At 40.0% G+C, this 12,061-nt stretch carries 12 protein-coding genes and 1 pseudogene; 1 reads left to right on the top strand and 12 read right to left on the bottom strand.

Translation table 11 applies throughout. The annotated features are described in order from the left end of the window. The 7 genes and pseudogenes from HT721_RS10715 to HT721_RS10685 all read right to left on the bottom strand — a co-directional run. A pseudogene (locus tag HT721_RS10715) lies at window positions 1-660 on the bottom strand (hypothetical protein); the annotation flags it as partial. Further along, window positions 650-1,864 carry a YSIRK-type signal peptide-containing protein gene (locus HT721_RS11230; RefSeq protein ID WP_240149992.1) on the bottom strand — a complete coding sequence of 405 codons (1,215 nt, stop codon included), beginning with the start codon at window positions 1,862-1,864 and terminating at the stop codon, window positions 650-652. The gene HT721_RS11230 and the pseudogene HT721_RS10715, both read right to left, overlap by 11 nt. 19 nt (window positions 1,865-1,883) lie before the next feature. Beyond that, entirely contained in the window at window positions 1,884-2,630 is a 747-nt protein-coding gene (locus tag HT721_RS10705) for a peptidoglycan recognition family protein (protein ID WP_101514457.1), read from the bottom strand. Between the two features lie 9 nt (window positions 2,631-2,639). After that, complete coding sequence (ply, locus tag HT721_RS10700) at window positions 2,640-4,055, bottom strand: cholesterol-dependent cytolysin pneumolysin (RefSeq protein ID WP_061438673.1); 1,416 nt, start codon at window positions 4,053-4,055, stop codon at window positions 2,640-2,642. A gap of 10 nt (window positions 4,056-4,065) precedes the next feature. Beyond that, the gene (locus HT721_RS10695) at window positions 4,066-4,476 is read right to left on the bottom strand and encodes a hypothetical protein (RefSeq protein WP_240149990.1); all 411 of its coding nucleotides are present in this window, start codon (window positions 4,474-4,476) and stop codon (window positions 4,066-4,068) included. After that, window positions 4,469-5,077 carry a hypothetical protein gene (locus HT721_RS10690; protein ID WP_173229796.1) on the bottom strand — a complete coding sequence of 203 codons (609 nt, stop codon included), beginning with the start codon at window positions 5,075-5,077 and terminating at the stop codon, window positions 4,469-4,471. Before HT721_RS10690 ends, HT721_RS10695 begins: the two co-directional genes overlap by 8 nt. Before the next feature lie 12 nt (window positions 5,078-5,089). Further along, on the bottom strand, window positions 5,090-5,548 hold the full coding sequence (locus tag HT721_RS10685) for a DUF4231 domain-containing protein (RefSeq protein ID WP_031222784.1): 459 nt from the start codon (window positions 5,546-5,548) through the stop codon (window positions 5,090-5,092). 571 nt (window positions 5,549-6,119) lie between these two features. On the opposite strand from HT721_RS10685, the gene HT721_RS10680 reads away from it, so the two are divergent. After that, window positions 6,120-7,193: a hypothetical protein gene (locus HT721_RS10680; RefSeq protein WP_173229794.1), complete on the top strand. Its 1,074-nt coding sequence runs from the start codon at window positions 6,120-6,122 to the stop codon at window positions 7,191-7,193. A gap of 241 nt (window positions 7,194-7,434) precedes the next feature. Here the strand turns inward: HT721_RS10680 and HT721_RS10675 are convergent, their stop codons facing one another. The 5 genes from HT721_RS10675 to HT721_RS10655 are packed head-to-tail and all read right to left on the bottom strand — an operon-like array spanning window position 7,435 to window position 11,624. Then, window positions 7,435-8,124 carry a sugar phosphate nucleotidyltransferase gene (locus HT721_RS10675; RefSeq protein ID WP_173214175.1) on the bottom strand — a complete coding sequence of 230 codons (690 nt, stop codon included), beginning with the start codon at window positions 8,122-8,124 and terminating at the stop codon, window positions 7,435-7,437. A gap of 11 nt (window positions 8,125-8,135) precedes the next feature. Continuing rightward, window positions 8,136-9,014, bottom strand: a complete 879-nt coding sequence (locus HT721_RS10670; RefSeq protein WP_057487565.1) for a DMT family transporter — start codon at window positions 9,012-9,014, stop codon at window positions 8,136-8,138. Then, a complete protein-coding gene (gene licA / locus HT721_RS10665; RefSeq protein WP_173214173.1) occupies window positions 9,004-9,873 on the bottom strand; it encodes a choline kinase LicA in 870 nt (289 codons plus the stop codon). Before licA ends, HT721_RS10670 begins: the two co-directional genes overlap by 11 nt. 16 nt (window positions 9,874-9,889) lie before the next feature. Then, window positions 9,890-10,912: a ribitol-5-phosphate dehydrogenase gene (locus tag HT721_RS10660; RefSeq protein ID WP_140209064.1), complete on the bottom strand. Its 1,023-nt coding sequence runs from the start codon at window positions 10,910-10,912 to the stop codon at window positions 9,890-9,892. A gap of 4 nt (window positions 10,913-10,916) precedes the next feature. Then, on the bottom strand, window positions 10,917-11,624 hold the full coding sequence (locus HT721_RS10655; protein ID WP_000638493.1) for a 2-C-methyl-D-erythritol 4-phosphate cytidylyltransferase: 708 nt from the start codon (window positions 11,622-11,624) through the stop codon (window positions 10,917-10,919). Window positions 11,625-12,061 lie beyond the last annotated feature (437 nt).

Genomic DNA, 12,061 nt, shown 5'->3' with positions numbered 1-12,061 from the left:
AGTGTTCTTCGTATTGGCTGCGGCATCAAGTTCACCATTTGCCCCATCCCTATCAATCGGATAAGTTGGTCTAATAGTCTCGTTACTTAAAGGCGAAACTAGGTCTTGATTTATTATTTGGTTTGTTCCTGGTTTAACATAAGCTACAACAAGACGTAGGGGGGCATCGCCTATGGATGGTTTTTGGTACTGAGTTGGATAGAATGGTACCGTTCCATCTGATCCCACTCTCCCCCACGCAACGATGTCAAAACCTTCTGCTCCAGTTTCGACCCCATTAAACGAGTCATTATGTCCACCTCGAACCAAGAACATTCTCAATTCACTATTATTCACAATATTGGAACTAGTCAATCCACCTGGCGGAACAGCGATTCTCCCCCTAAGTATGGGTTTTTCTTCTGCTTTACCCTCCACAGCTTCTTGACTGCTTTTTCCTGGATCAGTATAAGACCCATCAAATGTTGGTTTTGGGAGTTGATACAGAATCGTTTGAGTCTTACTAGAAACATGACTACTTCCTTCAACTACTGTTAAAGTTGTGTTGTATACCCCAGACAATTCTTTAGGAGATTTACCTCTAATAGTTATAACAGCTCTTTTTCCATTGTTATCAATTCTCTTTGTGATTGTAGCCCAAGTCTTACCGTTATTTCCCACCGTTGGGAACCCTGANNGTTCCAGTTTCTACAGTAGCAATATATTTTAAAGCTAGAACGTTTAAGTCCTCACCGTTAAACAAATTACGGATGTCCCTTTCCCTTCCTGAACTATCCCTAGCCCTTATTTCCTTACCATCACTTCCTGTAGCCAGCCCGTAGACGAGTCCAGAAACACTTCTTCGACTTCTGCTCTTTTCAGCTTCCTTAGCACCTTTCTCTAGTTGACTAGCCTTTTTATACTCCTCAAGTGCAGCATTGAAAACCTCCTGGTCAACAAGTCCATCTTCTTTCGTCTGTAATGCTTCATTGAGTTTATCGTAAGCCTCTTTTAGTTTTTGGACTTGTTCTGGATTTTCAGTGCTGGTATTCAATTCTTGGAGGAGTTTATGGATTTTTTCTGATAGAGGATAGCTACCTGGACCATTTGTGTAGTCTGTAACTTCCTCCGCCCTTTCCTTGGTTTCTTGATTTTCTGTTGACACTGGTGCTGTAGGAGGAGTTAGTTGCCCCCTACGACCTCGCCCTCGTCTAGGAGTCGGGCTTGGTTCACTCTGAGTCACACCACTTCCTTCTCCAAGCTCAGCTGGGGATGTGAGTCCACCTGCCAAAGCCTTGTTGACTTCCTCAGTCAAGGTTTTCATGGCTTGAACTTGGGCATTGACCTCCTCTTGACTAGAGTTTGGATTTTCAAGAACAGCTTTAGCTTGTGCTAGACCTGCTTCTACACGAGCGTGAAGTTCTTTCATTGAGTCCAGTGTCAGATTGGCAAGTAGAGCTTGCAGACTGGTTTGTGCCGACTCGGCAAGTGACTTATCTACAGTAGGACGGCTTGCTTCTTCTGCTTGTTTTTCTCCCTTGCCTTCTTCGCTATCTTTTACTAGAGACTTGTTTTTATCTGAAGCCTCTTGGTTTTCTCGATTGCCTTGGATAGGTTGCTCTGGCTGACTAGGGTCTGTATCAGGAGTTTCTTCACTTAGCTCTTCAGATACCCCCCCCCCCGAGGAATCGCTTACAAGGGCGCTGGTTCTAGTCGTTCCGCTTTCTGTCGCTGGAGAAATGTCAGGTGTTTGTGCCTGTACTGTCCCGTTGGCAAAAAACATCAGCGCAGCAACGGCAACGCTGGCAGCACCAAAGTGGTACTTCCTTATTGAGTAACGAAAAACCTTTTCCCCTTTGCGCTCTTCTTTACTTTTTAGTTTCATTCATTCTTCCTTCCTTTTTCTATTTGATTTCTTCTGTATAGTCTAGTGCGATCCAGCCCCTACCCGACTTCAACAAGCCCCAAGTATAGCCATCTGCTTCTTCTACCTGCATGATGGTAAAAGTCCCAAGAGGACAAAAACCTTGGTCAGGATAAGCCAGACCTGGGCCTGTTCGGATGTAGAGATCATCATCTACCACACGCACTAGATACTCTCCATTCCCATCTCGAGGCTGTTCCTCTTTTGAGACTTGGAAACTATCGCCAGCATGAATCTCAGCCGCCATCTGGATGAGTCGATTTAGATCAATCCCCCCAGGGCAATCTGTAGCAGTAAATTCCTGGTGAGGATGGATGGTCTCACGATTGATTGGCAAATTATAACGATCACAAATATCTGCAATCAAACGTGCTGAGTTCCAGTAGGTTTCCTCTGCAATAGTCCAGTCAGGTTCCCCACGGTTATTTAAGTGTTCAATACCAATCGAACGCTGATTGACTTCATAGTTGCCAGCATGATAGGCAACGCTCTCTTCACCAACACACCCCCATATCTTATCAGGAGTCACCTGATAGTGAGCAGATGTGCCATGACCTGTAGAGACATACCAAGTACTTCTAGCCCCTTCATCACTCAGCCCACCATTATGGTGGATGACAATAGTATCAATATCAAGGCGATTTTGATCGCTATTCATGATTTCCTCATCCACATCTGTGATAAGTCCTGAAAACAAATCGCCATTCACTCTTTTTGTCGCAAACATTCTTCTCTCCTAATCATTTTCTACCTTATCCTCTACCTGAGGATAAAGAGTCGTTCCCCAAATAGAAATCGTCCGCTTACGCACTAGGGGCAAATCGGTTTTTTCATAAACCGTACGCCACCATTCCCAGGCAAGCCCAGTACACTCTCTAATTTTGACAGAGAGATTGCGAACATTCCCTTTTAAAGGAATACTAGTGGTAAAATGAGCCGTCAAATCCTGGCCATTTCTGTTCCAAGCCTTAGGAGTCAAGACTTCCTTACCTTGATAATCATAGGATAATTCATCCCAAGTAATGTAATATTGGGCAACATAGGCACCACTATGATCCAAGAGTAAATCTCCGTTTCTGTAAGCTGTCACCTTAGTCTCAACATAGTCTGTACTGTTTTGAAAGGTCGCAACTACATTGTCCCGTAAAAAAGAAGTTGTATAGGAAATCGGCAAGCCTGGATGATCGGCTGTAAAGCGACTGCCTTCTTGAATCAAGTCCTCTACCATATCCACCTTGCCTGTTACAACTCGGGCACCCGAACTCGGGTCGCCCCCTAAAATAACTGCCTTCACTTCTGTATTGTCCAAAATCTGCTTCCACTCTGTCTGAGGAGCTACCTTGACTCCTTTTATCAAAGCTTCAAAAGCAGCCTCTACTTCATCACTCTTACTCGTGGTTTCCAACTTGAGATAAACCTGACGCCCGTAAGCAACACTCGAAATATAGACCAAAGGACGCTCTGCAGAAATTCCTCTCTGCCTCAAATCCTCTACCGTTACAGTATCTTGAAACACATCTCCTGGATTTTTAACAGCATCTACGCTGACTGTATAATAAATCTGCTTAAAATTGACAATCTGAATCTGCTTTTCACCCGAATGGACAGAATTAAAATCAATATCAAGAGAATTCCCTGTCTTTTCAAAGTCAGAACCAAACTTGACCTTGAGTTGTTCCATGCTGTGAGCCGTGATTTTTTCATACTGCATTCTAGCTGGGACATTATTGACCTGACCATAGTCTTGATGCCACTTGGCCAACAAATCGTTTACTGCTCCGCGAACACTTGAATTGCTGGGATCTTCTACTTGGAGAAAGCTATCACTACTTGCCAAACCAGGCAAATCAATACTATAAGTCATCGGAGCACGATCGACCGCAAGAAGAGTGGGATTATTCTCTAACAAGGTCTCATCCACTACGAGAAGGGCACCAGGATAGAGGCGACTGTCGTTGGTAGCCGTCACGGAAATATCACTTGTGTTTGTCGACAGGCTCCGCTTCTTTCTTTCGATAACAACAAACTCATCGGGTAGCTGATTCCCCTCTTTGATGAAACGATTTTCAATACTCTCTCCCTGATGGGTCAAGAGTTTCTTTTTATCATAATCCATAGCTAGTATAAAGTCATTTACTGCTTTATTTGTCATCTTCTACCTCCTAATAAGTTCCTGGATTGAGTTGCATAAACTCAGACTTGTCCAGCGAAATCAGCCGTGGTTGGACTAAGTGATCCAAAACTTCCTCGTACAATTCTTCTGAGACATTGCGTCGCCGTCTGGCTAGATAAGAAGTCGGAATGACCGTATTATCTAACATAAATACCTTATCTAAGTCAATCAAGGTTGGTCTTGTAAAAGGATTACGAGCTAGATCCGGCTCTTCTATCATAAAGTTCTTGACCAAACGTCTGGTCAAGAGGGCTGGTTTGAAGGTCTGATTTTTAACCAACTCTTTGTTTTTAGTCATGCTGTTGTCAATACAGATATACATATGATTCTTCACAGCCAAATCGCTACTAATAGTCGGAAAAGGCAAATAAAGAGCTACAACATCTCCTCTCTTAATCAAGCAAGAGCACCCCCTTTTCTCCTAATGTAACATAGACAGGATTGACCAAGTCTTCTGATTGACTCAGAATTTCCAAAGTTTGAGTTTGGCGCGCTGTCAATTTAGTAGCATCTTGTCTCTTCAATACAAAATGCTTGTCGCCAATTACCTTGACACTATAATCCTTCTCCAAAGCTGACTGGTAAATCCACATCAGATATTGTCTGTCCTGAGAACTCAAGAGAGAAGGATGTTCAAGTCTCCCTACAGCCTGATAAAAATCAAAAACAGGAGCTAACTCTTGCCAATCTGACTGGCTAGTTGTCAAGGCTAGAAAAAGGGCTTTGCGAGCTGATACTTCTTGATTAGCCTTGAGAGTCCCTTTTCCCTCCAAGTTTTTTAGAAAGTGGAAAACTCCAGAAAGCAAATCTTTCTTTAACTGCGAGAAATAAAAACCTTGCCTTCCCAGACATAAGTCTCTCAAGTCGCTTTCTCTAGCAAATAAGAGTTCAAACAGTTGATAATAAAAGAAAAATATCTGGCACTGAGTTGCGCTCATCTCTTCTTTATCGGCTTCTTTTTTCAACCAGAGCAAGGGCGACAGATAGCTGGATTGAGACATTTTCTCCACCTCCTATTCTTTTTTCTCTGGAGCATCTGCACTAGCTGCCACTTCTTTTGACTGGATACTTTCCCACTGGTTGATTTCCTCTGAGATAAGACCTTCGCATGTCTTGACAAATAGGGCAAAAGCCTTGGTTTTTCCTGCATATTTCTCCGTTTGGCATTGATAGAGGAATTTTTCTCTCTCCAGGAGTTGCGCAGTCTTTTGGTAAGAAATCCAGTGTTCCTTGGCATTATACAAATTGAGAATCCCCTCACACAGCAAGCCTAGACTGGATAAGGCAACCGAAATCAAACGGTAGCGATCACCTGGCATAGGAATAGCACAAAAAACAGCTATGAGAAAACCTGCCACGATTTCTGTTATTTTTAATACCTTATAGCGTCTACGATGTTGAACGCTTTTCTTTAAAAAATGAGCTATCTGTACATCCAATCGATCTGTCAAGTACATTTCTTCTGGCGTCATGTTCGTAACCCCTTTTATCTATTCATTCTATTCAAAAAACTAGGATAACTGTCTAGTAGGCTTAGCAAATAGCAATAATGTTGTCATGTTATTTTGGAAAGGAAGTCTCATGTTTATATCTAGTGGCAAAATATCGCTTCTCCTACTAGCAAAATTCACCTAGTTTAATCATTATATCATAATCGGGACAAAAAAACTTACTTACTTACTTACTTACTTACTTACTTACTTACTTACTTACTTACTTACTTACTTACTTACTTACTTACTTACTCATGGTAGCTGATTTTATCAATGATGGCAAGCTCTGTATCTTAAAATGTCAGAATTATTAATTTTTTATTACATGCTTGTTTTTTCCATCGTGAGAAGGGAGCGTTTGGTTTTTTATAACAGAACGAAGTAATAACTGCATAAATTAGTTGAGAAATTCAAACTAATTTTTAACAATATTTTCAAAAACAAGGTCTACTATTCTAGCTTCAGTCTGCTATATCGTTTTCATTATGATTCTATCTCTCTTAAATCAAAGTTAAAATCTCCTATTGTTAAAATCTCCTATTTAGATAGAGTGAGCTATCCTCTATCGGACAAAATCCATAAACTCCTCCAAGAACTGAAGACCAGCACTGAAAATCCAGAACAAGTCCAAAAACTCAAGGAAGCCTATGATAAACTCAACGAAGCATTGGGGCAATCAGAAAATGGGCTTGTCAATCAGGAGGTCTTTAATGCTGCACTTGAGGAGTATAAAAAGGCTGCTCATCTAAAGAAAGATGCAGAGGAAACTGGAGGAACCAGGAATCGTAGAAGTGTTTCCGGTCTTGTTTATGGGTTTGCTACAGGAAGTACCGGGAACGAAAAAAGATCTAGGGATGATTCAGGAAGAGAAAGAGACACTCGTAATTTATATAACGGTCAAAACTTAAACGAGATACCTTTAAAATATATTGCTACTGTAGAAACTGGAACTATTAGAAATATTTCTTTATCAGGGTTCCCAACGGTGGGTAAGGACGGTAAAACTTGGGCTACAATCAAAACAAGAATTGATAGTAATGGAAAACGAGCTGTTTTAACTATTACCGGTCAGTCTCCTAAAAATCTCTATGGGCTATACAATACAACCTTAACAGTAACTGAAGGAAGCGGTCACGTGTCTAGTAAGATTCAAGAGGTTCTGTATCAACTACCAAAACCAGAATTTGATGAATCTCCACTAAATCCAGGAAAGACTGCTCAACAAGATGTAGAGGGAAAAGCAGGAAAAAAACCTATAGTTAATGGGGAAATTCCTACTCCACCAAATGGATTATCTAGTTCTAATATTCCGCAAGGCTCTCAATTGAAAATGTATTTGGTTCAAGGTGGACATAATGAAAATTTTGGTGGAATTGAAACCTCAGCAGAAGGTTATGACATCGTTGCATGGGGGCTAGTAGGAGCAGATGGAACATCAGTATTATATCCGACTCAGTATAAAAAGCAATCCATAGGCGATAAACCGCTACGTCTCATCGTGGCTTATGTTCAACAAGGAACAGATCGAGTACTAAATAAGGACTTAGTTTCGCCTCTGTCTAGGGATTCCATTACACCGACATATCCGCTGGATAGGGATGGGGCTAAATCAACAAATAAATGAGCCGGAAGCTAGATAACACTCAATTGTAACCGTCCAATAACGAAGTATATTGAAAAATCTCCAAACTAGAGAACTCACTGATGGTTCCTAATCTGGAGATTTCTTATTTGCACTTTTCTTGTATAGTAGATTGAAATAGGAGACGAACACACTAATTTGACTTCCCCAATTGATTCACCTAATTCCTATTTCATTTTGATGTAACTATTTTTATCGAGACTATAACTCACATACAAAATTTTTAATTTTCGTTTTTAAGAATTTCTTCTAATTTATGATAGTCTTGGACACTATCGATCTCATAGATGCTATTGCCTTCTAATTCTTCAACATAGACATCTAGCTCTTTGATATTATCCTTAACCATATTGTCCCAATAGAGATCAACAAATTCACCACTTGCATAGGCCTTATCGATAAAGCCGACAATCTTTTCTGCAGTTGGAGCATCCCAGAAGGATACACCACTAAGGATACGACCAGCCTTGCTATCAACAGTAATATCTTGAACCTTGTAGTCGTCTCCATAGACCAAGAACCATTCGTTGGTACAATCTTCACGATAAACACTAAAATAAGTCGAACGTGTCAAATCATTGCGGAACATATTTTTAAAGAGGTAGTTATCTGCATCAATAACATAGCTGTTAGCCAATTCTTCTTTTACAAGATAGAGAGAGTAAAAGTTATTGTAGTCAGCGTATCTATCATTGAAAACGAGGCGAACACCGTATTTGTCTTTTAAGTAATCGAATTGTTCTTTAAGGTAACCAACAATGATGATGATATCATGGATTCCCTTTTCTTTGAGAAACTCAATCTGGTATTCAATCAAAGGTTTTTGATTAACCTGAACCAAGGCTTTAGGGGTATTTTCAGTCATAGGACGCAAGCGAGTTCCCAATCCCGCTGCTAAGATAATGGCTTTCACACGAATCTCCTTTATTCTTTAATAATAATATAAACTCCAGCAATAACGACAAGTGACGTAATAATTGTCAGCATATCTAGCGGTGCACCCAAGAAAACAACTGCAAACAAGACAGTCCAAACTACATAACTCACGTTAAGACCTGTAGCCTTGGCTGGTTGCAAGCGATTGATAGCGATATAATAAGCCAAGTAGGAAATCATATCAAAGGCTGCAAAGACAATCATAAGACCTAGCAATTGTCCATTGGCCACTGCAGCAAATGACTGATGAGAGAAGAGCACAATCACAAGATAGGACAAGAATGAAGTTACTTGACGGATTAAGAGGGCTTCGATTTCACTCAATTCACTTTCCATGGCAAAGGAGCTAAGGACACTCTCACTCCCCCATGCAATGGCACAAACCAAAGCACAAAGAATCCCAATGTAGAAGGAATTGACCTGTTCAACCTTATAGGTCTGAGCAATAATCCCTCCAATAATCAAGACAATCCCAAACACAGTATTTTTCGAAATCTTGTGCTTCAAAAAGAAGAAAGCCAATAAAACTGAAATCGCAGGGTAAATAGCCGATACTGATGAAGCCAAGGAACTTCCGATATACTTAACCGCATAAAGATTGGCCTGCATACCGATAGGGCCTGCTAGCAAGGCTCCGATGATAACACTAACATTGCGAATATTTAAGAAAATTGAGAGGCGAACTTTCCCTTCTTTCACTAAAAGAAAAGCTAGTAAGATAAAGATGCTCAAAAAATCATGAGCAGCAGCCACTACAAAGGGTGACAAATCTGTAAAAATCGAAAAGATGTAAGCACTAATTGTTAGACCTAAACCCCAGAAAATACCTGAGAGTAGACCAAAAGAAACTCCATTTTTATTTTTCATCTGAACCTCCATAAGAAGCCAAACCTTTAACAGCTCTTTGGTAACGACTCACACCATAGTCACCAAAATCTGCACCTTGCTCTTCCTTATAGACAGTCCATAGACTCCAAATAGTGTCTTGTAAAATTTTATAAATGGCAATCTTTTCACGAGAGACAGGTGTTTGCTCACTCTCATAGTGAGACAAGAAGTCTTCTTCCTCTTGACGAGTAAATTCGGACTCTAAAAAGAGGGCTGCCAAATCCCACATTGGATCATTCATTGATGAATATTCCCAGTCAATCAGATATAGACGTCCTTGAGGTGATTCTATAAAGTTTTCAGGCACCAAATCGATATGACAAGATTTTCTGTCAACACCTAAGTCAGCCAGTCTTTTCTCTAAGGAGAAGACTTCTTCTCGAACAGCTTCATAGTTGGCATAAGGGATTTTCTCTTCAATCAAGGATTCGTATTTTTTGATTTCTTCAAAAGGAGCAAATTCTCCTCTTAATTCCTTGCCAGAAGCATGAATAGTTTGTAATATTGGAGCAATTTTATCAAATTTGGTCTTGATTGTAGTTGAATCAAGCGTAATCGCAGATTCGATATACTCATTTACTTTGATACCAGCTTCAATATCAAAAAGATAATTTTTTACATCTAAGTCTAAATCCTTTAGTAGTTCAAGATTGTACTTTTCATCTTGACGATTGATAAGCTTTTCTGTCCCTTTACCAAAGAATTTAACAATGTATTGCTTATTTGTTGTTTTGACCAAATAGTTTTGATTGGTCATTCCCCCCAGTTGTTCAACACTGAGGACTTCCTCTTCTTGACTAAGTAAGGAAGAAATTTTCTCTTTAATGATTTTCTCCACAATTAACCTCCAGCACTTATACTTCCCACTTAAACACGGTTTTAAAGGCTGTGTTTAAATCGGTCGCAAAGACACGGTGAATATCTTTAATTTCTCTTACAGGTTCTTCTAGATAAAGGATATTTTTAAGACGATTGGCAAATTTCTTGACTTCCATCATTTGGATGGCATTTTCAAAATCAATGCGACCAGAACGAGAGGAACCAACCAAGAGCAAGCCTTTTTCTAAGGCATCGCGAGTATTGAGATTGACTTTATATTCGCTAACTCCCATCATGAGAATCGTTCCCTGAGGACGAATGTAGCGAATCAGGTCATTTATAGCCGGTCCAGTACCATCACCACCACAACACTCAAAAGCATGGTCAAAGGCCAAATCTTCAGGAATATTATCAGTAATATAGCATTCTTTGGCAAAAGAGAAAAGTTCCAATTTTTCCCAATGACGACCAATAACCACAATCTCTGCTTCTGGCAAAGTATAATTGATAATATTGGCAACCACAAATGCTAGACTTCCATCTCCGATAACGGCGATTCGGTCCCGCTTGCTATGAGCAAGGGTCAATAAGCGATTCATGGCATGCATGCCAACACTGACAAACTCTGTAATGGCTGCAACCGTATCTTCAATAGCATCATAAGCCACCACACGATCTTTAGGAAGAGAAACAAACTCTCTCATAAAGCCATCAAATCCACTAGACAAGAAATGAGTCCCTGTCATGTAGTTCTCATAGAATTCTTCATCACTCTGCATAGGAGGATGATTGGGAATCATGACAACTTTTTGCCCAACCTCGTAGGTTCCTGTCGGGTCAGAAATAACGGTTCCACATGACTCGTGAATCATTGCCATTGGAAGTTTTTTATTCAAAATCTTTGGATCACGTTTTCCTTGGTAGTAACGCTGATCCGCATGACAGACCGCCATATAATTAGGGCGGATGAGGATATGATTCTCTTGGTCAATAGCCTCTTCCTGATATTTGACATTGATAAACTTAGGCTTAGTTAGTTGATAAATTTGATTAATCATTTTACTAGTCTTTCTCAATCATACTTTTTGCAATCTTCAAATCTGTTACGGTTGTAATCTTCAGATTTGAGTATTCACCCTTGGCCAAGGCTACATCTTTTCCTTTAATGACAAAGATTTTACATGCATCTGTCAAGATTTCTTTCTCTTCAGCAGAAAGAGAGCCATAAAGGTCCATGAAGTCCTTGCAACGGAATGTTTGAGGTGTTTGCCCTTGATAAAGGTGAGCACGATTTGGAATATCTGTAATAAATTGACCGTTGGTGCTTTCAACGATGGTATCAACCGCTTCTACCACTGTGTCCACTGCGTCATGATTTTGGGCAAGTTTGATATTGTCCTGAATCATGCGAAGTGTAATAAATGGACGAACAGAATCGTGGGTAACAACGATATCCTCTGGAGTAAGCGGACGATAAGCATCTATGGCTTCAATGATTTTCTCAATACTTGTATTGCGGTCAGCACCACCCTTTGTAATGATGATACGTTCCTTATGAAGAGGCAGATATTTATCTACAAGATCCTCTGCATGAGAAACCCAGTCTCCATGAACACCAACCACAATTTTTTCAATGCTTGGTTCCAAGACAAATTTTTCAATTGTATGAATCAAAATAGGTCGATCACCTAGCTCTAAAAATTGTTTTGGCAAGTTACTGATTCCCATGCGTGTGCCAGTTCCACCAGCAAGAATTCCTGCATAAATCATCTATTTTCTCCTTTGTCTTACTAAAAAAACTTATTCTCTCTATTATACCACAATCTAGTCCTATCATGAAAGAAATACCAGCCCTCCCGTTCTAGAATAGGAGGGTTAAGCAGTTCTATTATTCAAAGAAACTAGTCCATTTCTAGCAATGACTAGGAATTCTGTAGTCATTACCAATAAATGGCTGTGAAATTTTAGAGTCCTTCAGAATAATATACTTTCCTTAAAGAAAACTTAAAATTAAGCTTTGAAACTTCAAAGTGATTACTTGACTTATACTCAATGAAAATCAAAAAGCAAACTAGGAAGCTAGCCGCAGGTTGCTCAAAGCACTGCTTTGAGGTTGTAGATAGAACTGACGAAGTCAGCTCAAAACACTGTTTTGAGGTTGCAGATGGAAGCTGACGTGGTTTGAAGAGATTTTCGAAGAGTATAAA

This window comes from Streptococcus sp. 4094 (assembly GCF_013277125.1).
Lineage (GTDB): Bacteria > Bacillota > Bacilli > Lactobacillales > Streptococcaceae > Streptococcus.
The sequence above is the reverse complement of the archived record's forward strand: the minus strand, read 5'-3'. Positions and strand labels throughout refer to the sequence as shown.